At 48.1% G+C, this 21821-nt stretch carries 17 protein-coding genes and 1 tRNA gene; 8 read left to right on the top strand and 10 right to left on the bottom strand.

The features are described 5' to 3' along the window. Window positions 1-121: 121 nt before the first annotated feature. Entirely contained in the window at window positions 122-1039 is a 918-nt protein-coding gene (gene thrB, locus HMPREF2865_RS07460; RefSeq protein WP_070646601.1) for a homoserine kinase, read from the top strand. 43 nt (window positions 1040-1082) lie between these two features. Here thrB and HMPREF2865_RS07455 read toward each other — a convergent pair whose 3' ends face one another. The 4 genes from HMPREF2865_RS07455 to HMPREF2865_RS07440 form a co-directional block, all read right to left on the bottom strand. Beyond that, complete coding sequence (locus tag HMPREF2865_RS07455) at window positions 1083-2609, bottom strand: DHA2 family efflux MFS transporter permease subunit (protein WP_070646600.1); 1527 nt, start codon at window positions 2607-2609, stop codon at window positions 1083-1085. 101 nt (window positions 2610-2710) lie between these two features. Then, entirely contained in the window at window positions 2711-3901 is a 1191-nt protein-coding gene (locus HMPREF2865_RS07450; protein ID WP_070646599.1) for an HlyD/EmrA/EmrK family protein, read from the bottom strand. Window positions 3902-4124: 223 nt separating this feature from the next. After that, complete coding sequence (locus HMPREF2865_RS07445; protein ID WP_004521041.1) at window positions 4125-5531, bottom strand: efflux transporter outer membrane subunit; 1407 nt, start codon at window positions 5529-5531, stop codon at window positions 4125-4127. Between the two features lie 49 nt (window positions 5532-5580). Then, window positions 5581-6075 carry a MarR family transcriptional regulator gene (locus HMPREF2865_RS07440; protein WP_004521040.1) on the bottom strand — a complete coding sequence of 165 codons (495 nt, stop codon included), beginning with the start codon at window positions 6073-6075 and terminating at the stop codon, window positions 5581-5583. A 296-nt stretch (window positions 6076-6371) separates the two neighbouring features. Here HMPREF2865_RS07440 and HMPREF2865_RS07435 point away from each other — a divergent pair, with 296 nt between their 5' ends. Beyond that, on the top strand, window positions 6372-7253 hold the full coding sequence (locus HMPREF2865_RS07435) for a prephenate dehydrogenase (protein ID WP_070646598.1): 882 nt from the start codon (window positions 6372-6374) through the stop codon (window positions 7251-7253). 108 nt (window positions 7254-7361) lie between these two features. Here the strand turns inward: HMPREF2865_RS07435 and hisD are convergent, their stop codons facing one another. The 4 genes from hisD to HMPREF2865_RS07415 all read right to left on the bottom strand — a co-directional run bounded on the left by hisD (window position 7362) and on the right by HMPREF2865_RS07415 (window position 10898). Continuing rightward, window positions 7362-8654: a histidinol dehydrogenase gene (gene hisD / locus HMPREF2865_RS07430; RefSeq protein WP_070646597.1), complete on the bottom strand. Its 1293-nt coding sequence runs from the start codon at window positions 8652-8654 to the stop codon at window positions 7362-7364. 71 nt (window positions 8655-8725) lie between these two features. Continuing rightward, window positions 8726-9451: an oxygen-insensitive NADPH nitroreductase gene (nfsA, locus tag HMPREF2865_RS07425; RefSeq protein WP_070646596.1), complete on the bottom strand. Its 726-nt coding sequence runs from the start codon at window positions 9449-9451 to the stop codon at window positions 8726-8728. A gap of 48 nt (window positions 9452-9499) precedes the next feature. Further along, complete coding sequence (hisG, locus tag HMPREF2865_RS07420) at window positions 9500-10153, bottom strand: ATP phosphoribosyltransferase (protein WP_036473098.1); 654 nt, start codon at window positions 10151-10153, stop codon at window positions 9500-9502. An 82-nt stretch (window positions 10154-10235) separates the two neighbouring features. Continuing rightward, entirely contained in the window at window positions 10236-10898 is a 663-nt protein-coding gene (locus tag HMPREF2865_RS07415) for an SCO family protein (protein WP_003680035.1), read from the bottom strand. A 284-nt stretch (window positions 10899-11182) separates the two neighbouring features. On the opposite strand from HMPREF2865_RS07415, the gene HMPREF2865_RS07410 reads away from it, so the two are divergent. The 6 genes from HMPREF2865_RS07410 to porB all read left to right on the top strand — a co-directional run bounded on the left by HMPREF2865_RS07410 (window position 11183) and on the right by porB (window position 16836). After that, window positions 11183-11267, top strand: a tRNA-Leu gene (locus tag HMPREF2865_RS07410). A gap of 389 nt (window positions 11268-11656) precedes the next feature. Beyond that, window positions 11657-13384, top strand: coding sequence for a biosynthetic-type acetolactate synthase large subunit (gene ilvB / locus HMPREF2865_RS07405; protein ID WP_070646595.1), 1728 nt, complete (start codon window positions 11657-11659; stop codon window positions 13382-13384). Window positions 13385-13394: 10 nt separating this feature from the next. Beyond that, a complete protein-coding gene (gene ilvN, locus HMPREF2865_RS07400; RefSeq protein ID WP_003748480.1) occupies window positions 13395-13886 on the top strand; it encodes an acetolactate synthase small subunit in 492 nt (163 codons plus the stop codon). Between the two features lie 66 nt (window positions 13887-13952). After that, window positions 13953-14246 (top strand): putative quinol monooxygenase, encoded by a 294-nt coding sequence (locus HMPREF2865_RS07395; RefSeq protein ID WP_070583491.1) that lies wholly within the window; start codon window positions 13953-13955, stop codon window positions 14244-14246. 61 nt (window positions 14247-14307) lie between these two features. Beyond that, a complete protein-coding gene (gene ilvC, locus HMPREF2865_RS07390) occupies window positions 14308-15321 on the top strand; it encodes a ketol-acid reductoisomerase (RefSeq protein WP_070646594.1) in 1014 nt (337 codons plus the stop codon). A 387-nt stretch (window positions 15322-15708) separates the two neighbouring features. Continuing rightward, the gene (gene porB / locus HMPREF2865_RS07385; protein WP_070646593.1) at window positions 15709-16836 is read left to right on the top strand and encodes a trimeric porin PorB; all 1128 of its coding nucleotides are present in this window, start codon (window positions 15709-15711) and stop codon (window positions 16834-16836) included. A 187-nt stretch (window positions 16837-17023) separates the two neighbouring features. Here porB and pepN read toward each other — a convergent pair whose 3' ends face one another. Together pepN and HMPREF2865_RS07375 are read right to left on the bottom strand one after the other, a co-directional pair. Next, window positions 17024-19645: an aminopeptidase N gene (gene pepN, locus HMPREF2865_RS07380; RefSeq protein ID WP_070646592.1), complete on the bottom strand. Its 2622-nt coding sequence runs from the start codon at window positions 19643-19645 to the stop codon at window positions 17024-17026. Window positions 19646-19800: 155 nt separating this feature from the next. Further along, window positions 19801-21821 (bottom strand): YadA family autotransporter adhesin (locus HMPREF2865_RS07375; RefSeq protein ID WP_210399357.1); only part of this gene is annotated, 2021 nt, incomplete at its 5' end.

Here is a 21821-nt window from a genome sequence, read left to right as displayed (position 1 = left end):
GCCGTCTGAATTGCTCTTTCAGACGGCCTTTTGAATTTGACCTTCGCTTTAATTTATATTGTTGCCGCTTGTTTTTTGGTATGATGTTTCTTTGATCCTTTATATCAGCCTCGAGTTTGCTATGTCTGTCTATACAAGTGTTTCCGACGCTCAAATGCGTGACTTCCTTCTGCAATATGATTTGGGAGATTTTGTTTCTTTGCAGGGGATTGCTCAAGGAATTACTAATAGTAATTATTTTTTGACAACTTCAACCGGTCGTTATGTCTTGACTGTTTTTGAGGTTTTAAAATCAGATGAACTGCCTTTCTTTTTAGAACTCAACCAGCATTTGAGTCTGAATGGTGTTGCCTGCGCTGCTCCGATTGCTCGTAAAGATGGCGGACTGCATTCTATTTTGGCCGGAAAACCGGCTTGTTTGGTTACTTGTTTGAATGGCTCCGATACCGGCTGGCCAACTGAAGCTCAATGCTTCCATACCGGTGCTATGCTGGCCAAAATGCATTTAGCCGGCCAAGACTTTCCTTTAAAAATGAAAAATCCTCGTTATGATGACTGGTGGCGCGATGCCTGCACTCAGTTGCTGCCTGTTTTAGATTCTGAGGATGCTGCACTGCTTCAATCTGAAATTGCAGCTTTAGATGAAAATCTAGGAGAGCATTTACCTTCCGGTATTATCCATGCCGATTTATTTAAGGACAACGTATTGCTTAATGGAGATGAAGTTTCCGGCTTTATCGACTTCTATTATGCGTGTAACGGTAATTTCATGTACGACCTGGCAATTGCGGTTAACGATTGGGCACGAACAGCTGATAACAAATTAGACCCTGTCCTTTATGATGCCTTTATCCATGGCTATGAAAGCGTACGTCCATTATCTGATGAAGAACACGCGTATTTTCCTACTGCACAAAGAGCCGGATGTATTCGTTTCTGGGTATCTCGCCTACTTGATTTCCATTTCCCTCAATCAGGAGAAATGACGTTTATTAAAGATCCAAATGCATTTAGGGACCTGCTATTGAGTTTTAAATAATATAATAGATAAAAGGCCGTCTGAAATTCAGACGGCCTTTTATCTAATGCCCTCCCCCGCCGGAACCGCTAAACGGAGGTCTTGCCAGCCAAATAATGGGAATCATGCTGATAAATATGATGCTGCCTGCCAAGAAGATTTCATTTGAACCAATAATAAAGCCTTGTTGGGAAATGGTACTATTTATCGCAGCCAGGGCTTGTTCTTTGCTCAGGCCATTGGCCATCATGCCTTGAATAGATTGGTTGCTGATTGAGGACAATGAATTAATATGTTCGGTCAGTTGAGTATGGTGCAGAGCTTCGCGCCGTTCCCACATAGTGCTGACAACGGACACTCCTACACCGCCCATAAAGACACGCAAGAAGTTAGACAGGCTACTGGCTGAGGCAATTTGGTTGCCTTTCATATGCGACAGCGTGATACTGGTCAAAGGCAGGAAGAACATGGCTACGCCTAAACCCTGCCAAAACTGCGGCCAAACGACGTTGCTCATATCCATGCCGGCATAGAAATCGGTTCGCCAATGGAATGTGTAGGCAAACACCAAGAAGCTGGCGCTGACAAACAGGCGCATATCGACGCGATTACCAAACTTACCGATAATCGGCGACAGAATAATCGGCAAAAAACCCACCGGCGCAGCAGCCAAACCTGCCCAAGTAGCGGTATAGCCGAGATTTGATTGCAACACTAAAGGCAGCAGAGTCAATGTGCCCATATAGACCATAAAGCCCAACGATGTGGCAACAACGCCTATCGTGAAGTTTCTATTTTTAAACAATGATAAATCGACAATCGGGTATTTCTCGCCCAGCTCCCAAACAATAAAATATGTTAGGAACACCAAAGCGGTAACACCCAAAACGATAATCTCTCCCGAGGCAAACCAGTCCAATTCCTTACCTCTATCAAGCATCATTTGCAATGCACCGACACCGACAATCATCAACACCAGCCCGACATAATCGATTGGCGCCCTGACGATTTCAGTTTCCCTGTGTCGAAGCTGCTTCCAAGCAATAGTTGCAGACAAAATCCCGATCGGGATATTGATAAAGAAAATCCATCCCCAATGCCAGTTGTCCGAGATCCAACCGCCCAAAATCGGCCCCAATACAGGAGCAACAACGACGGTCATTGCCCATAATGCCAGTGCCAATGTTCGTTTTTCAGGCGGATAGGAAGCCATCAACAGGCTTTGGGACAAGGGAATCAATGGCCCGGCGATGAAGCCTTGCAATACACGGAAAAAAACCAAGGCTTGAAGATTATGTGCAATGCCACACAGCCATGACGTTACGACAAACCCGATCACAGCGGCGATAAAGATTTTGACCTCGCCGAACCGCTTGGCCAAAAAACCTGTCAAGGGAACAGAGATGGCATTGGCTACGGCAAATGAGGTAATCACCCAAGTTCCCTGCGTGGTAGCCGCACCCAAATCCCCTGCAATAACAGGCACGGCAACGTTGGCGATGGTGCTGTCCAAGACTTCCATAAATACGGCCAAGCTGAGCGCCAAAGTTGCCAACACCAGCTTAAACCCTTGTAAAGGCGGATAATTCATATTTATAAACTATAAGACAACCGCCAAAGCGGTCGATTGAAGAGAATCAATATTTCAGACGGCCTGAGCCTTCAATAAAAGACTCAGGCCGTCTGAAAAGATTATTTTGCGTATTGCTCGAAGATTTTATCGACTAAAGCATCGGCGGCTTTCCAATCCACACTTTCCGTTTCCGGCAAGGCAGTATTTCGTTCCGCTTCGGCAGTCATGGCTTTACCGCTGCCCTTCTCGGCAATATCGACTTTAACAGTCATCGACAAACCGACACGGAGCGGATTTTGTTGCAATTCTTTAGCATCCAAACTGATACGCACCGGTACACGTTGCACAACTTTAATCCAGTTGCCCGTTGCGTTTTGTGCCGGCAGTAATGAGAACGCACTGCCCGTACCGGCCGACAAGCCCATTACCTTGCCATGGTAAACCACTTTACTGCCGTACAAATCGGCTGTCATTTCAACAGGCTGGCCGATTTTCATTTTGCGCAGTTGCGATTCTTTAAAGTTGGCATCCACCCACAATTCAGACAGAGGCACAACAGCCATCATCGGCGTACCTTGCACGATACGTTGGCCGACTTGGACATTGCGTTTGGCAATTTGGCCGCTAATCGGCGAACGGATTTGCGTACGTTGCAAATTCAACCAAGCGTCTTTGATGTGGCTGATGGCCGTCTGAACTGCCGGTTGTTGGCGCAGAGGAATATTACTGCCCAACGCTGCCTGAGCAGAAACTTCTTCCGCCTCAACCGCTTTCAATGCAGCCTGAGCCTGAACCACAGCGGCACGGGCATGGCTGAGTTCTTCTCCGGAAACCGCTTCCGTACCCGCCAAAGATTCGCGGCGGCGCAAATCGGCTTGCGCACGGGCCAAATCGGCTTTGCGTAACAACACTTGCGCTTTGGCTTTTGAATTGACCGCAGTTTGCTGTTTGTTTTGACGGATGGCCTGAATCAATTCATTTTGCGCGCGATCGTATGCCAGCTGAAAATCGCTGTCGTCCAAAGCCACCAACACATCACCTTTTTTCACAACATCCGTATCGTCATACATGACTTTGCGCACCGTGCCGTTCACCTGCGGCGTAATCATCACCAAATGACCGGCCACATAAGCATCTTCCGTTTCTTCTTCATGCTGCCAAAACAGGAAATACGCCAAAGCGACTCCTGCTGCCGCAATAAAGAATAGGAGTGTAACGATAACCAAATTGCGTTTGCGATGCGTTTTAGCGCCGGAAGCGACTACTTCCGGTTCTTTTTGGACATTATTTTTTTCCGATTGAGTATCCATAAGTCCTAACTTTAATTCTGCACATGTGATAACGATATTATTGTCTTGCTGGGCGCTGACTTATACCATCAGTCCCCAATACGCGCGTTTAACGCGCTAAAGGTTCATATTCTATAGTTACACTCTATTCATTACAATAATTTCTTCCGGTAGCAAATGTAAATAAGGTAAGCAAAAGGCCGTCTGAAATCACTTTCAGACGGCCTACGTTTTAATAAAACGTTTATTTCTTATTTAATTTAAAGCCTCCGCCCAACTGGGCATTGAGGTTACTCCAAGCTGTCAGATATTCTGCATGGTATTGAACCGCCGACATTTTTGTACGCGCAGCTTCGTCTTGTTTTTGCAAAGCGGTCAAGCCGTTATCCAAACCTGCACGAACACGTCCTTTCGCATTTTGTACAGATTTATCGGCGATATTGACCATCTTATTCCAAGTATCTTGTCTGCTTTTCAGGCTTTGATAGTCGACTACGGCATCTGCCGCCGAACGCATGGCATTCAAAACAGTTTGGTCATACACGGCAACCTGCTCGTTATACTGGGCACGTTTACCCGCCAATTTGGATTGCAACGCCCCAGAAGTAAACAATGGCAGATTCAAAGCCGGAACAATGCCCAACATACCGGAAGTCCGTCCGCGAATCAGATTGAACGCATCAATGTGCGTCATACCTGCCAAAACTTTCAACTCGATATTCGGGTAAAACTCTGCTTCGGTCGATTTGACGATATGCCATTTCTCCTCAAGCAAGGCTTTTTGCGCCGCGATATCGGGGCGGGCCGCCAGCAAATCCGCCTCAATACGGCTAACCGGCGATGACGGCACAGCCGCCATTTTTTCCGGAATCTGTCCATTTAATACACCCGGTACACGGCCAGTCAATACAGCCAGACTGTTGCGGATTTTCTCATTTTTCTGAGTCCATGCCGATTTTTCAAGCTGTAATTGCTGTTGCGCCATTTCCAGAGCGTGCAAGGCATCGGCAGGAGCCAGCTGCGCTTTAACGCGTTGTTGCATCAGTTTCAATGCTTTATCCGCCAGCTCTATACGCGTATCCAACAAAGCCAATTGTTCTGTCGCCATCTGCCACGCAAAATATTGGGCGGCAACGGCGTGAGCCAACTCGGTGCGGATATGATGAGCTTCATACACCGCAGCCCTGCTTTTTCCTAAAACAGCTTGAATCTGCTCTCGGTTTTTACCCCAAAAGTCGAAAACCAAACTGCCTTGTAAGGCTGCGTGCGCCAAAACCAATGTATGGTCAGTATCGACCATACCAGCTTGAGGTTTGGGTGAAACATAGGTACCGATACCGGTTACACCCAAGCCGACTTGCGGTTTGTTTGCGGCTCCTACAACGCCCAGCTGCGCCTGAGCCTGCTCAAACCTTGCCTTGACGACACGCAGATTGGTAGATGTCTGAATGGCAGAAGCAATCAAATTGTTTAATTTTTTATCTTTCAGCTTCATCCACCAGCCGTCTTGGGCAGTAGCGGCAGATTGGCCTTGCGGCAGCGGATAGGCTGTTGTCTCATCCAAAGGCGACTGTTTGCCGAACGGCGCACATGCCGCCAACAGCGAAACAGCGGCAACGCACACGCTTGATTTGACCAAACCTAATTTCATACAGACTCCGTTTATGTGTGTCTGCCGCAGACCTTCAGGCCGTCTGTTGTTAATTGCCCAAACGGTTCAACAGTTTACCCAACAGGTGTTGCAGCGTATCGTAATCCTCTTTCGTGAAATCTTCCCACGCCTGGCCGCTCTGACGGGCAATTTGCGGCCATACTTCGTGGATGAAGGTCTCACCCGAAGGGGTCAATTTTAGCACAATCTGACGACGATCTTTCTGATTGATATAACGCTCTACCCAGCCGCGCTCAACCATATCGTCCGACAGGCGTGTCGCACTGGTGCGCGTCAAGTCCATCAGGTCGCTCAAGCGCGAAGGCAGGATTTCGCTGTTCGGGCTGACGTAAACCGCCATCAGGGAAAACCACAGGTTTTCATTGATGCCGAATGCTTTCAGGTTTTCGTTCAAATGGCTGCTCAAACGTTCGGTTACGATGCGCAACATACGGGATACTTGGTTTTGCTGCTCCGGAAATTGCGGCAGACGGGTAGAAAGCAAACGCATTGCGTTGACTAATTCGGTTTGTGAAAAACTCATAAATTCCTTCTTTCTGAGTGAGTTATTTTATTCGATATCAATCAAAATAAAATATGATGTAATAATTTACTTTAAGATACCAATTACTTACTTTAAGACGTTATACTAATTCAGATGATTATTTTAGTGTATGAAAATCTGATAATCGGTTACATGCTCCTACTAAACGGAGTTTTCTATGCCTAAATCATGAAAATTCGACCATAAAAAAGGCCGTCTGAAACCTTGATTCCATCTTTCAGACGGCCTCGATGACAGATTAAAATAAGCTTTTCCACTTGTACCGGATCCAAACCATGAACACTTCCGCCTTTTTCCCCCACATTACCCTTATCGGTGTCGGTTTAATCGGCGGCTCGTTCATGCTCGACCTTAAACGCTTGGGACTGGTGCAAACCGTTACCGGTATCGACACCAATGCCGACAACCTCAATTACGCACTCGAATGCGGCATCATCGATCATGCCTATCCGAATATTTGCGCCGAAAGCATTAGCAATGCCGATTTGGTTTTGATTGCCACGCCTGTCTCCGTCCTACCTGACGTATGCCGCGACATCAAGCCCTTCTTAAAAGACACCGCCTGCGTTTCCGATGTCGGCAGCACCAAACAATCGGCACTCAATGCCTTCCGCACCCACTTATCCAACCGCCTGCCGCAATGTTTTGCCGCCCACCCGATTGCCGGCTCCGATCAAAGCGGGGCAAAATCCGCGCGTTGCGGTTTGTTTCAAAACAGCCGCCTGATTATTACGCTACACGGCCAAGAGGCTTCAGACGGCCTGAGACGGCTGAAAAGCCTGTGGCAGGCGGTTGGTTCGCAAATTTCGACCATGAGCGCCGAAGAACACGACAATATTTTTGCCGCCGTTTCCCACTTGCCACACTTGGCCGCCTTTACCTATGTCCACGCTTTGGTTGACCATCCGCACGGCAAAGACTACCTCCCCTATGCCGCCACCGGCTTTCGTGACTTTACCCGCATCGCTTCCAGCCATCCTGCCGTTTGGACAGACATCTGCATGGCCAACCGCCCTGCCCTGCTCAAACTGACCAGCGATTTGAAAGAGCAATTATCCAAATTGGAACAGCTCCTTTCAGACGGCAACAAAACCGAGCTTTACCGCTATTTTGAAGAAGCCGCACAAATGCGTAATGACTGGCTGAAAAACCGTTAAACCTGTTTTCAGACGGCCTGACGCCTTCTCAGCTAAAATCTTCATCACAATAAAAAGGGCATCTGTTTAGATGCCCTTTTTTGATTTCTTACGACTTAAACGTTTCACTCAGTCTTTCAAACGGAACTCAGCCGCTCTGGCGTGCGCGGTCAAGCTTTCGCCATGCGCCAACACGCTGGCGGTTTTGCCCAACTTCTGCGCCCCTTGTTCTGAAACCTGAATCAGACTGGAGCGTTTTTGGAAATCATATGTTCCCAAAGGAGAAGAGAAACGCGCCGTGCGGCTGGTCGGCAAAACGTGGTTGGGCCCTGCGCAATAGTCGCCAAGGCTTTCACTGGTATAGCGTCCCATGAAAATCGCGCCGGCATGGCGGATTTTTTTCGCCCACTCTTGCGGATTCTCGACCGACAGCTCCAAGTGTTCGGGAGAAATATAGTTGGCGATTTCGCAGGCTTCGTCCAAGTCTTTAGCCAAAATCATTGCGCCGCGGTTGCCCAATGAAGCTTCAATAATCGCACGGCGAGGCATGGTTTCAATCAGGCGGTTCATGGCCGTCTGAACTTCGTCCAAATACGCTTGAGAAGTACCGATCAAAATCGCTTGTGCAATTTCATCGTGTTCCGCCTGACTGAACAAATCCATGGCCACCCAATCGGCAGGTGTCGTACCATCGGCAATCACCAAAATTTCAGACGGCCCTGCCACCATATCGATACCGACCACGCCGAACACGCGTCGTTTGGCCGCAGCGACAAAAGCATTGCCCGGACCGGTAATCTTATCGACTTGAGGCACAGATTCCGTACCATAGGCCAAAGCCGCAACCGCCTGCGCACCGCCGACCGTAAACACTTTAGTTACACCGGCCACAAAAGCAGCCGCCAACACGATATCGTTGCGCTCACCTTTCGGAGTGGGAACGACCATGATGATTTCTTTCACACCGGCAACGTGGGCAGGCATGGCGTTCATGATGACGGAACTCGGATAAGCAGCTTTACCGCCCGGAACATAAATACCGACACGGTCAAGCGGCGTAATCTGTTGGCCCAAAAGCGTGCCGTCTTCGTCTTCGTAAGTCCACGACTCCATTTTTTGGTGTTCATGGTAGCTTTCCACCCGTCTCGCGGCCGTTTTCAAGGCCGTCTGAATGTTTTCAGGCAAACGCTCAAACGCAGACTGCAAATCATCTTGCGTCAGGATTAAATCATCGATGGTTTGAGCGGATGTACCGTCAAAACGGTTGGTGTATTCAATCAGCGCCGCATCGCCGCGTTTTTGAACATCGGCACAGATGTCGGCAACAATACGGTCGATTTCAGGGTTTTGCGCGGTTTCAAAAGCAAGCAGTGTTTTGAGTTCGGCTTGAAAATCAGGGGATTGGGTGTCGAGTTTCTTCATGGTTTGCTCTCTTCCTTGTTTCATTCCTATTGTTTTCAGACGGCCTCAGTCACACACAGGCCGTCTGAACATTATCTTTTAAAAAAACCTTTTTTCTGCAAAAACGCCAACATATGCGGCCGTACAGGATTGCCCAAGGTTTTGGCCAGCGATTCCTTCCAAGGTATCGGGCTACCCTTGCGTAACTCATAATAATCCGCCACTGCCTGATTATAGGCTTCAACCGCCTCGGCATTCAGGCTCGGACAGGCGTTTTCGGCATAGACCATTTCCTTAGGCAGGCGCGGTTTGAGCGGCGGGTCTTGGTCCGGATAACCAAGACACAATCCCACCAAAGGCACGCAATAATCCGGCAGGTTCAATACGTCCGACACTTTTTGTGCATTATTGCGCAACGCGCCGATATACACGCCGCCCAGCCCAAGTGATTCTGCGGCAAGCAATACGTTTTGCGCCATAATGCCTGCATCGACCGCGCCAATCAGGGTGACTTCCGCCCAATCAATTTGCGCATCGGGAAACATTGCCTTGTGTTTGGAGAAATCGATGCAAAACAATAAAAATTCCGCACAATGGACAATATAAGGTGCGCTTCCAGCCGCTTCATGTATCCCCTGCCTCAGCGCAAGATCCGATACGCGAATGATGGAAACGCATTGCAGGTTGTTGGAAGTCGAAGCCTGCTGTCCGGCACGAACCAGCGTATCGAGGATTTCATCGGCAATCGGTTCGGAAGTAAACCTGCGGATGGAACGATGGGAAAGAATCGTATCGAGTGTCGGTTTGCTTTGCATCATGACGGGGCTTTCAAACTGGGTTGGCAGACAATTTTTGCCAAAAACTTTTCAGACGGCCTTAGCGGCATTTTCAAATGCCTGAATAATCGGATTCAACAGCGCATATTTGGTTTTCAACGCCGCTTTGTTGACCACCAAGCGGCTGGAAATATCAGCCACATGTTCCACAGCTTCCAAACCATTGGCCTTTAACGTATTGCCGCTGGAAACCAAATCGACAATCGCGTCGCTCAAACCGACCAAAGGCGCAAGCTCCATCGAGCCGTAAAGTTTGATGATGTCCACATGCACACCCTTATCGGCAAAGTGTTCGGCGGCGATGTCGGGATATTTGGTGGCAATCCGCAAGCGGCTGCCGGGTTTGGACGCAGCAGCGTAATCAAAACCTTTTTTCACCGCAACCATCATGCGGCATGAGGCGATGTGCAAATCCAAAGGTTGATATAGGCCATCTCCGCCATGCTCGATCAGCACGTCCTTACCGGCAATACCGAAATCCGCTGCACCATATTGCACATAAGTCGGCACGTCGGTCGCGCGTACAATCACCAAACGGATATTGTCATGATTCGTACCAATAATCAGCTTGCGCGATTTTTCCGGCTCTTCCGCAGGCACAATACCGGCAGCGGCCAACAGCGGCAGGGTTTCCTCAAAAATTCGCCCCTTGGATAAAGCAATCGTTAAAAGTGTGTCGGTCATTTTTTTCTTCTCCTTTGCCGTATCAAAAACAAGAAGGCCGTCTGAAATCCACAACCCATTTCAGACGGCCTCAACTACGGTTTTACAATAATGTTTTCACATCAGCCGCAATCGTTTCCGGCTCACTGCCATAAGGCGAGAAAATCGCCACTTCGCCGTTTTTATCAATCAAATATGCACCTGAAGAGTGGTCGACCAAATAGTTTTCGCTGTCTTCTTTTTGGTTAACTTTAGCCGATACCACACGGTATTGCTGTTTGATGACAGGCAGGCTTTGATCGCCGGTAGCCGTCAGGCCGATAAAATCAGGGTTGAACTGTTTGGCGTATTTGCCGATTACTTCAGGCGTATCGCGCTCAGGGTCGATGCTGACAAATACTACTTTCACATCTTTAGCCTGATCGCCCAATTGTTTCAAAGTGTCGCTGTAAGTCAGCAACTCGGTCGGGCACACGTCAGGACAGTGGGTATAACCGAAAGACAGGATAACCACTTTGCCTTTTAAATCGCTCAGGCTGAAAGGTTTGCCGTCGCCATCGGTCAATGTAAAGTCGCCGCCAATGTCTTCTTTGCGCATATCGGTACCACGCGCTTGCACTTTGGGCGCAGACTCACCGGAAGCAGCAGGCGCAGCAGAAGCGGCAGGTGTCGAAGAAGCCTCTTTGGCCTCTTCTTTAGGCTGACAAGCAGCCAGAGCAGCCAACGCAAAAGCACTGAGTAGGAAAGTTCGTGTAACGGAAAGCATAAATTTTCTCCAAAACCGTTTCAAATAAGTGAGGCCAAACAACCGCCCGGCCGATATAAAAACAAAACATCTTCATATTAACGCGTTTGACACATTAAATGTAGCCCTTTTTGCAGATAAATACTGCTTTTTTTGTTTTTAAAATCTGCCTTCCATTTAGATAGCCATCAAACGTAAAAAGTTTAATTCATTAAAAATCAAACAAATATAAAAATAATCCAATTTTTTTTCAATTACTGCTTTACAAGATTCGAGAACTCGCTATAATGACGACTTCTTCGCTAGCCCAGGTGGCGAAATTGGTAGACGCAGGGGACTCAAAATCCCCCGCCGCAAGGTGTGTCGGTTCGAGTCCGACCCTGGGCACCAAATTAAAAAAACCTCTTGATTCAGTCAAGAGGTTTTTTGCTATCCTTCATTTGCAAAAACCTTCTCCTTACTCAAACTGTCAACAATCTCCCCACATCAAGCTCAATAAAACTATTTTTTTATTTCTTTAAAATCAAACGATAATCTATTTTCACTCCTTAAACGTTAAAAGATGAAAGATTTTGTCTTGCTTGTACAGTCGGATTGCGTTATCGTTTCTACTCTTTTTCACAAACTCTGTGTTTCTTTCCAATTGCTTGGATAGTCTGACTGTCATCGTATTCCCTCAGTGCGCGTACCCTAAATCGCTGCTTGGTGGAATTGCATTACAGGTGCTGTGGTGAGGCGGATTGTTCCTATTGGTTTGAGACCATATAAAAGAGGTCAATATGCAATTATCTGGCGCGCAAATCATCGTGCAAAGTCTCAAAGCCGAAGGTGTCGAGTATGTATTCGGCTATCCGGGCGGCGCGGTTATCGAAATCTACGATGCCCTTTTCCAACTCAATAAATTCAAGCACATCCTGGTTCGCCACGAGCAGGCCGCCGTACATGCGGCAGATGCCTATGCCCGTGTCAGCGGCAAAGTCGGCGTTGCCTTGGTGACTTCCGGCCCGGGCGTAACCAATGCCCTGACCGGTATCGCCACTGCTTACAGCGACTCCATTCCGTTGGTAGTCATCAGTGGCCAGGTGGGCAACTCCCTTATCGGGACAGACGCATTCCAAGAAGTGGATACAGTCGGCATTACCCGCCCTTGTGTCAAACACAATTTCTTGGTGACCAATATCGCTGAGTTGGCAGACACCATCAAAAAAGCTTTCCAAATCGCCGCAAGCGGCCGTCCGGGTCCAGTTGTTGTCGATGTTCCCAAAGATGTCACCCAAGCAATGGCTAAATTCAGCTATCCGCAAGAAGACATCTTCATCCGCTCTTACCAACCGGTTGTACAAGGCCACATCGGTCAAATCAAAAAAGCCATACAAATGCTGGCTTCCGCCAAACGCCCTATTGTTTACTTCGGCGGCGGCGTGGTTTTGGGCAATGCCTCTGAAGAAATGACCAAATTCGTCCGCATGATCGGCGCTCCTTGTACCGGTACATTGATGGGCTTGGGTGCATACCCTTCCAGCGATCGCCAATTCTTGGGCATGCTGGGTATGCACGGTACTTACGAAGCCAACCTCGCCATGCAAAATGCAGACGTTGTACTGGCAATCGGTGCGCGCTTCGATGACCGCGTGATTTCCGTACCGTCCAAATTCTTTGAAAAAGCCAAAAAAATTATTCATATCGACGTTGACCCGTCCAGCATTGCCAAACGCGTCAAAGTGGATATCCCGATTGTCGGCGACGTGAAAAACGTATTGTCCGAAATGATTCAATTGTGGGACAAGCAAGAATCTGCACCTGCAGCCGACTCATTGGATAAATGGTGGAAAAGCATTGAAGAATGGCGTTCGCGCAACTGCCTGTGGTTTGATAATGAAAGCGAAATCATCAAACCGCAATACGTCATTCAAAAACTGGCCGAAATCACCAATAATTCTGCCATCATTACTTCCGACGTTGGTCAACACCAAATGTTTACCGCACAATATTACCCATTCGAGCGTCCGCGCCAATGGCTCAATTCCGGCGGTTTAGGCACAATGGGCGTAGGCTTGCCATATGCCATCGGTGCGAAACTGGCCGCTCCTGATCAAGATGTATTCTGTATCACCGGCGAAGGATCGATTCAGATGAACATCCAAGAGCTGTCGACCTGCTTCCAATACCGCGTTCCGGTTAACGTCGTTACACTGAACAACGGTTACCTCGGCATGGTCCGTCAATGGCAAGAACTTTATTACGGCAACCGTGAATCAGAAACCTATTTCGATTCATTGCCTGATTTTGTCAAACTGGCTGAAGCCTACGGCCATATCGGCATCCGTGTAGACAAGAAATCCGATGTCGAAGGCGCGTTACTGGAAGCATTAAACCAAAAAGACCGTCTGGTATTCCTCGATTTCTTGACCGACAAGAAACAAAACGTACTGCCTATGGTCGGCAACGGCAAAGGCTTGGACGAGATGGTTCTGCCGCCGCATATGCGCGAAACATTGTCAGCGTAAGGAGAGAAAAATGCGACATATCTTATCTATTCTGATGGAAAACGAATCAGGTGCGATGAGCCGTGTGGTAGGTTTGTTCTCCGCACGCGATTACAATATCGACTCTCTGGCCGTAGCCCCAACCGAAGACAAAACCTTGTCCCGTATGACCATTGTTACCCACGGCGATGAGCACGTCATCGAGCAAATCACCAAACAACTCAATAAACTGATTGAAGTTGTCAAAGTGGTTGACTTGAACGAAAGCCGTTTTGTCGAACGTGAGTTGATGTTGGTAAAAGTCCGCGCCGTCGGCAAAGACCGCGACGAATTCCTGCGATTGACCGAAATCTACCGCGGCAGCGTTATTGATGTAACAGACCGCAGCTATACCATCGAAATCACAGGCTCTACCGAAAAACTCGACTCTTTCCTCGAAACAGTCGGCCGTGCTCAAATTTTGGAAACCGTCCGCACAGGCGCAGCCGGCATCGGCCGCGGCGAGCGTATTTTGAAAATTTAACGCTGTATCGTTCAGACGGCCTTTTGCTTTCTACAAAGGCCGTCTGAAAAACAGTAGGAGACAAATATGTCAAGCATCCAAATCGTTGCATTAGTTACCGTCAAACCCGAATACACCGAGGCTCTGGCTGCCCAATTTAAAGAATTGGTCAAAGCCAGCCGTGCAGAAGAAGGCAACATCAGCTACGACCTGCACCAAGAAATCGGCAAACCCAACCGTTTCGTATTCGTAGAAAGCTGGAAATCCCAAGCAGCTATTGACGAACACAATGCCAGCGAACATTTCCAAAACTTCGTCAAATCCATCGAAGGAAAAACCGAAGCATTGGAAATCGTCTTGATGAACCAAGTCCCCGCTTAAGCCCCTATTACTTTTAACTCAACCCGGATCATCCGGAACCCTCTTACACTAAGGAAATAAAATGCAAGTTTATTACGATAAAGACGCTGACCTTTCTCTGATCAAAGGCAAAACCGTTGCCATCATCGGCTACGGTTCACAAGGTCACGCACACGCAGCAAACCTGAAAGATTCCGGCGTAAATGTCGTAATCGGTCTGCGCCAAGGCGGCTCTTGGAAAAAAGCCGAAGCAGCTGGCCACGACGTGCGCACCGTTGCTGAAGCAACCAAAGCAGCCGACGTTGTAATGATTCTGTTGCCTGACGAAAACCAACCTATCGTATACAAAAACGAAATCGAGCCAAACTTGAAAGAAGGCGCAGTATTGGCGTTTGCTCACGGCTTCAACGTACACTACAACCAAATCGTACCTCGCGCCGACCTCGACGTTATCATGATTGCCCCTAAAGGCCCAGGCCACACCGTACGCAGCGAATTCCTGAAAGGCGGCGGCGTACCTTCCCTGATCGCCGTTTACCAAGATAAAAGCGGCAAAGCCAAAGACATCGCCCTGTCTTACGCAGCAGCCAACGGCGGCACTAAAGGCGGCGTAATCGAAACCAACTTCCGCGAAGAAACCGAAACCGACCTGTTCGGCGAACAAGCCGTATTGTGCGGTGGCGCAGTTGAATTGGTGAAATGCGGCTTTGAAACTTTAGTTGAAGCCGGTTACGCTCCAGAAATGGCCTACTTCGAATGTCTGCACGAGCTGAAACTGATCGTTGACCTGATGTACGAAGGCGGTATTGCCAACATGAACTACTCCATTTCCAATAATGCCGAATACGGTGAATACGTTACCGGCCCTGAAGTAGTGACTCCTGCAACCAAAGCAGCGATGAAAAAAGCACTGTACCGCATTCAAAGCGGCGAATATGCGAAAATGTTCATCCAAGAAGGCGCAACCAACTACGCCAGCATGACTGCCCGTCGCCGTCTGAATGCCGACCACCAAATCGAAAAAGTGGGTGCACAACTGCGTTCTATGATGCCTTGGATCGCTAAAAACAAACTGGTTGACCAAGACAAAAACTAATCTGTCTTTCAAGCAAATGAAACCTGCCTGATCACTCAGGCAGGTTTTTTATAATTTTAAAACCCAATACACTATAAATCTCACTCAACAAGGCCGTCTGAAAACAATATAAACAACATTTAAACTCCAAACTCAATAAGCCGTCTTTTATGGTTCTCCTAGAATTTCCTTTTAAAAAAACATATTACGAAATAAACGACCATTTCCCATACCTACTCTGTCTGCAAAAAACAACGTTTCCCAACAAAATACGCCTAAAACAAGAGGAAAATTTGTTTTCTTAAGCCATAACCTTTATATTATGGTTATGGAATCGTTGAAACAGAACGATATCGTAATAAGAAGAACGAATGCTCGCTTCTTCACACTTAAAAAAGGAAAACAGCAATGAAAAAATCCCTGATTGCCCTGACTTTGGCGGCTCTACCTGTTGCAGCTATGGCTGACGTAACTCTGTACGGTCAAATCAAAGCCGGTGTTGAAGTATCCAAAGTAAAATTGGGTGAAAAAACCGCTACTGCACTGGGTAAAGAGAAAAGCTCTAAAACTGCTACTGAAATCGCTGACTTCGGTTCACGCATCGGCTTCAAAGGCCACGAACACTTGGGCAGCAACTTGAATGCTATCTGGCAAGTTGAACAAAACACTTCTATCGCCGGTGGCGACAAAGAGTGGGCTTCTCGCGAATCTTTCATCGGTTTGGAAGGTGGCTTCGGTAAAATTCGTGCCGGTAAATTGAACTCTACTGTTAAAGACTCTAGCGACAACGTTGACCAATGGGAAAGCAGCAACGGTGCTTTGAATATGTCTGTATTTACCCGTGTTGACAAACGTGCAGTGTCTGTACGTTACGACAGCCCTGTATTCTCAGGCTTCAGCGCAAGCGTACAATACACTCCACGTGACAACGCTAACCCTTCTGACAAATACGCTCACAAAGTTCCTTCTCGTGACACTTACTACGCTGGCCTGAACTACGAAAACTCTGGTTTCTTCGGTCAATACGCTGGTGGTTTCCGTAAAAACTCTGTAGATGTTAAAGACGGTCACGTACAACGTTTGGTAGCTGGTTACGATGCTAACAACCTGTTTGTATCTGTAGCTGGTCAATACGCTAAAAACTGGGAAACTTTGGGTGATTACGCTCAAGCCCAATCTAACGGTGTTGTAACTGATGATATGCGCACTGCTGGTACTAACGCTTCTAACGTAGTATTTGGTACTGCTGCTGGTTTGGATGGCAAAGGTGTTGAAACTGTTGAAGTTGCTGCTACTGCCGCTTACCGCGCTGGTAACGTAACTCCTCGCGTTTCTTACGCTCACGGCTTCAAAGCTAAAGTTGACGGTCAAAAACTGAAAGGCACTCAATACGACCAAGTTATCGTTGGTGCTGACTACGACTTCTCTAAACGTACTACCGCTCTGGTTTCTGCCGGCTGGTTGCGTGGTGCTGAGTCTGGCCCTCACAAAGTTGAAACCATCTCTGGTTTGGTTGGCCTGCGTCACAAATTCTAATCTTCGGATTAGTATGAAAAAGAGCCTGTTTTATGCAGGCTCTTTTTTTATTCTATTCCCTACCCTCAACGAAAATTGATTTAAGCGTTGATATATAAAAAGGCCGTCTGAAACCAATTAGTTTCAGACGGCCTTTAGTCTATCTATCCCTATTGCCAAATGACAATAAGGTCAACAAACAAGCTCTTTATTTTTCATTCAAAATCTTACCGACGATCTCGCCCACATCTTTGGACAAATCTTCTTGTGCATAGATGCGTTGCAACTCTTTGGTCATGACGGCTTTTCGAGTGGCTTCCAATTTGTTGCAGATGTTGAAAGCCTGCACCAGTCGGGCGGCAACCTGTGGGTTAAAGTGGTCGATTTCCATCACTTTATCAGCAATAAAACGGTATCCACTACCATCTTCTGCATGGAAGTGCGGAATATTACGACTGAAGCTCATCAATAAAGAACGGGCTTTATTTGGATTTTCGATACTGAACTTAGGATGACTCAAGGCCGTCTGAACTTGCTGTAAAGTATCTTTGCGGCGACTTGAGGCAATCAGAGCAAAGTATTTGTCCATTACTAAAGCATCATCTGCGAATTTATCGGCAAATTGTGTCAACAAACGATTGCGGATTTCGCTTTCATTGCTGTTGATTGCGGATAAGATACCCCATTCGTGGGTCATGTTTTGCGCCATTGCTTCGTAATTTTCCGCAACGTGTTCGATATGCGCTGCGTCAGCACGAAGGATAAATGCCCTGCAAGCATTGCGCAAAGTGCGCCAGCCGGCCAATTCCGGGCTGTATTCATAACGAACAGCAGCATCAGCCTGGTTTTCTTGCTCGGCAGCTTGACGGTTCAGCTCGCGCCATTGAGGCAGGAACTTGACGGCAACGGCATTGAGCAAGACTTCTCGCGCTTGATGAACCTGAATCGGATCAATATTTTCTTCTTCCGCCCATACATCGGTTTCAGACGGCATTTGCAGCAAAATGGCACGGAATGCTGGATCGAAGTCACTGGAAACCACCAAAGCCAAAGCGTCCATCAATGCTTTGTGTTCCGGCAAAGGACGGCCTTCCGCCAATGCCTGACGGTTAGCGTTAATGGCACGATGGTACAGGGTTTGAGCAGCTTCCCAACGGGCAAATTCATTTTCATCTGCCGCCAGCAAAGTGGCCAATTCTTGCTCGCTGTACGGATAGTTCAGGGTAACCGGTGCAGAAAAATCTCGCAACAGAGACGGGATAACCGGCTCATTGACGCCGCCCAAGACAAAAGTCTGCTCAGCTTCAGTCAATACCAAAACCACCTCTTTCACCCGTTTGCCTTGATATTCAAATTCAACCGCTTCGCCTTTTTCATTCAGCAAACCGGTTTTGACCGGAATCATCATCGGCTGTTTGTCCGCCATATCGGGTGTAGCCGGAATGGTTTGTTTGATGGTCAATTCAAACGCACCATCTTTCAGACGGCCTTGAGTATCTAAAACCGGCGTACCGGCTTGGCTATACCACAAAGCGAACTGATCAAGATTGATGCCGTTTGCGTCTGCCATTGCGGCACGGAAATCATCACAAGTCACAGCCTGACCGTCGTGGCGTTGGAAATACAGCTTCATGCCTTTTTGGAAGCCCTCTTCTCCGAGCAAGGTGTGATACATGCGCACGACTTCCGCACCTTTTTCATAAACGGTCATGGTGTAGAAGTTGTTCATCTCCTCATAGCTGGCCGGGCGGACAGGATGCGCAGTCGGTCCCGCATCTTCAGGGAATTGGAACAAGCGCAGCATACGGACATTGTCGATACGACGTACCACGCGGCTGGCTCGGTCGCCGGAAAACTCTTGATCACGGAATACGGTCAAACCTTCTTTCAGCGACAATTGAAACCAATCGCGGCAGGTCACACGGTTGCCCGTCCAGTTATGGAAATATTCGTGGCCGACAACAGATTCTATGCCTTCAAAGTCAGTATCGGTCGCGGTACGGCTGTTGGCCAGCACAAACTTGGTGTTGAAAATATTCAAACCTTTGTTTTCCATCGCACCCATATTGAAATCGCCCACGGCAACGACCATGAAAATATCCAAGTCGTATTCCAAACCGAAGCGTGTCTCGTCCCATTTCATCGCATTTTTCAACGATTCCACGGCAAAACCGACTTTAGGTTTGTCTGTCTCAGTGGTGTAAAACTCGATTTTGACCTTACGGCCGCTCATGGTCGTAAAATAATCTTCCGTTACCGCCAAATCGCCTGCCACCAAAGCAAAGAGATAACTCGGTTTGGCAAACGGGTCTTCCCATTTCACCCAATGACGGCCGTCTGAAAACTCGCCACCATCGATTTTATTGCCGTTAGACAGCAACACCGGATAGCGTTTTTTGTCTGCAACGATGGTGGTGGTAAATTTAGACATGACATCCGGACGGTCGATGTAGAACGTAATTTTGCGGAAACCTTCCGGTTCGCATTGGGTAAACAAATTGCCGCCGGAAGCATACAGACCCATCAGCGATTTGTTCTCAGCCGGCAAAATTTCGGTTTCCACTTCCAGCGTGAAGTTTTCAGACGGCACGCCTGCAATCGTCAGTTTTTCGTCTTCCAACACATAATCTACGGCCTGGCCGTTTACTTTCACAGACAGCAGTTTTGCCGAACCATCCAATACCAATGACTCCCCTGCTCTTTCAGGTTGAACGGTCAGACTGGATTTGACGATGGTTTGCGGTTCTAAAATATCGAAATGCAGGTCGGTTTTCAGAATACGGTACGCTGGCGCGGCATAGTCTTTCAAATAATGGATGGTTTTGCTCATTTGTTCTCTTTCAGAGTCATACGGTAAATAGATGAAGCATATCGTTTCATATAGCCTAAATTCAAGTGTTTTCAGAAAAAAAGGCCGTCTGAAACCTAAAATTTCAGACGGCCTTCCTATTCAGGCAGCAAATCTAATTGCCTGTCATTGCCAACTTACCACTGATACAGCGCACCGGCACCGACACCGACATGACCGTCGGTATTGGCCGAGAAGTTGCCTTTGACAATCCAGTTGCCGCCGTCGCTCATCGCAGACACGCCGATGGCCATGGCAGACTGACCACCGTAGTAGCCGCTGCCGACACCGATACCGGTCGCACCCGGACGGGTTACTTGCGGAATCGAGCCTTGGGCAATCGCACCGGCCACACCTGCGTAGGCTTTCTTACCTACTTGGTTGATGTTGTTCTGCAACTCGGTACCCAAACCAATCAACTGGTTCACGTTTGCCGCGTCTGTACCGTCTTTACCCGGAGCTACATTGGTAATGCGTTGGCCGCCGTTGTTCAGACCGACAGGAGACAATTTGACTTGGTTGTTTGGATTGTTTTCAGTCGGTGCAGCGATGGTTACGCCATCGTTGTTGACCACGGTATTGCCTGCGGTCAGACCGTCTTTGTTCAACGCAACTTTATCGCCGACTTTCACGCCATCGTTATTCATCACAGTATCGCCTGCTTTGAATGTATCGGCATTCACTGTCTTCACGCTAATCTCGTCAGCCAGCTTCAGTTGAGCACCACCAGCTACGGTTTCGCTGATGATGTTGCTGTCGCCTTTGACGTTGATGGTAGAACCCAACGCGTAGTTGTTGCTGCCGGTCGTACCGCCGAAGTTGATGCCTTTGGCGATGGTCGCAGCGTTGTTGGCTACGTTTTGGTTTGTTGCGTACAACTGGCTGCCGTTGACGGCATCTTTGCTGTTGGCGTTGAGATCGCCATCCGCTACGTTGGTTACTTTGTTACCCGCATTGTCCAAGCCGTCTTTAGTCAGGTTTACCTTGCCTGCTTTCAAGCCGTCTTTGTTCAATGCAACATCGTCACCAACTTTGACACCGTCAGTATTCACTGCAGTATCGCCGGCTTTCACGCTGTCAACGTCCAAGTCTTTATCGGTTGCCACCTCGTAAACAGTCTGACCCTTATCGCCTGTTTTCTGAGTGACAACGATGTTCTTACCTTGAACGACTTCAGTCTTAGACGCAGCGGCAGCTTGTTTCAGTTGGGAAACATTGACTGCATCGGTGTCATCCGTACCGGCCGCAACGTTGGTAATCTTATTGCCGCCGTTGTTCAAGCCAGCTTTGGTCAGGTTCACATTGCCTGCTTTCAAGCCGTCTTTGTTCAATGCAACATCATCGCCAACTTTCACACCGTCATTATTCATCACGGTATCGCCTGCGGTAACACTGTCGACTTTCAGGTTTTTATCGGTCGCCACTTTGTAAATGGTTTGGCCATTGGCACCGACATCCTGAGTAACAACAATGTTATCGCCTTGAACGACTTCAGTCTTAGCCGCAGCCGCAGCTTTGTTCAACTGAGCAACATTCACCGCATCAGTATCATCGGTACCGGCTGCAACGTTGGTAATCTTGTTGCCGCCGTTGTTCAAGCCGGCTTTAGTCAGGTTGACATCACCAACTTTCACGCCATCAGTATTGACTGTGGTATCACCGGCTTTCACGCTGTCAACTGCCAAGTCTTTAGCCAATTTGACTTCCAACTTATCAGAGCCATTCGCTACAACGCCGATATTGCCGTCTGAAAGTTTGGCTGGATCGGTTTGACCACCAACAATATTCAGCTTCGTACCCGGTTTGCGTTCAACGTCTTTGCCGCTATCGCCGCCGAAAGTCAAAGGCTGATTGGCAGTTGCATTAACGGCTTTGATTGCATCGTGGATATTGTTCTCACCAGTACCGCCAATATCAGTCATGCTGATGTTGCCGCCATTATTGGCCGCATTGCCACCCAACACATTCACCAACTGATCTTGGGCCGCATTCAGCTGCTCTTCAGTCGCCGCACGTTTGCCTTGGGCAAAGTCGCTGCCGCCCAAAGTCGTATTGCTCAAGCCGCTGACTTCGCCTTTATCGCCATCGATTTTTACCGGAGCCGCTTGACCGACATTCAATACATTGGCCAGTTTCAGCTGTGCGCCACCGGCTACGG

This window comes from Neisseria sp. HMSC073G10, assembly GCF_001812605.1.
Lineage (GTDB): Bacteria > Pseudomonadota > Gammaproteobacteria > Burkholderiales > Neisseriaceae > Neisseria > Neisseria subflava_A.
The sequence above is the reverse complement of the archived record's forward strand: the minus strand, read 5'-3'. Positions and strand labels throughout refer to the sequence as shown.

Bases quoted from the DNA above. Each gene is read 5' to 3' on its own strand.
- HMPREF2865_RS07435 (WP_070646598.1), top strand. From the start codon at position 6,372: ATGAACACTTCCGCCTTTTTCCCCCACATTACCCTTATCGGTGTCGGT.
- HMPREF2865_RS07450 (WP_070646599.1), bottom strand. From the start codon at position 3,901: ATGGATACTCAATCGGAAAAAAATAATGTCCAAAAAGAACCGGAAGTA.
- HMPREF2865_RS07455 (WP_070646600.1), bottom strand. From the start codon at position 2,609: ATGAATTATCCGCCTTTACAAGGGTTTAAGCTGGTGTTGGCAACTTTG.
- ilvC (WP_070646594.1), top strand. From the start codon at position 14,308: ATGCAAGTTTATTACGATAAAGACGCTGACCTTTCTCTGATCAAAGGC.
- hisD (WP_070646597.1), bottom strand. From the start codon at position 8,654: ATGAAGAAACTCGACACCCAATCCCCTGATTTTCAAGCCGAACTCAAA.
- ilvN (WP_003748480.1), top strand. From the start codon at position 13,395: ATGCGACATATCTTATCTATTCTGATGGAAAACGAATCAGGTGCGATG.
- HMPREF2865_RS07445 (WP_004521041.1), bottom strand. From the start codon at position 5,531: ATGAAATTAGGTTTGGTCAAATCAAGCGTGTGCGTTGCCGCTGTTTCG.
- porB (WP_070646593.1), top strand. From the start codon at position 15,709: ATGAAAAAATCCCTGATTGCCCTGACTTTGGCGGCTCTACCTGTTGCA.
- ilvB (WP_070646595.1), top strand. From the start codon at position 11,657: ATGCAATTATCTGGCGCGCAAATCATCGTGCAAAGTCTCAAAGCCGAA.
- HMPREF2865_RS07395 (WP_070583491.1), top strand. From the start codon at position 13,953: ATGTCAAGCATCCAAATCGTTGCATTAGTTACCGTCAAACCCGAATAC.
- HMPREF2865_RS07440 (WP_004521040.1), bottom strand. From the start codon at position 6,075: ATGAGTTTTTCACAAACCGAATTAGTCAACGCAATGCGTTTGCTTTCT.
- hisG (WP_036473098.1), bottom strand. From the start codon at position 10,153: ATGACCGACACACTTTTAACGATTGCTTTATCCAAGGGGCGAATTTTT.
- thrB (WP_070646601.1), top strand. From the start codon at position 122: ATGTCTGTCTATACAAGTGTTTCCGACGCTCAAATGCGTGACTTCCTT.
- nfsA (WP_070646596.1), bottom strand. From the start codon at position 9,451: ATGATGCAAAGCAAACCGACACTCGATACGATTCTTTCCCATCGTTCC.
- pepN (WP_070646592.1), bottom strand. From the start codon at position 19,645: ATGAGCAAAACCATCCATTATTTGAAAGACTATGCCGCGCCAGCGTAC.
- HMPREF2865_RS07415 (WP_003680035.1), bottom strand. From the start codon at position 10,898: ATGCTTTCCGTTACACGAACTTTCCTACTCAGTGCTTTTGCGTTGGCT.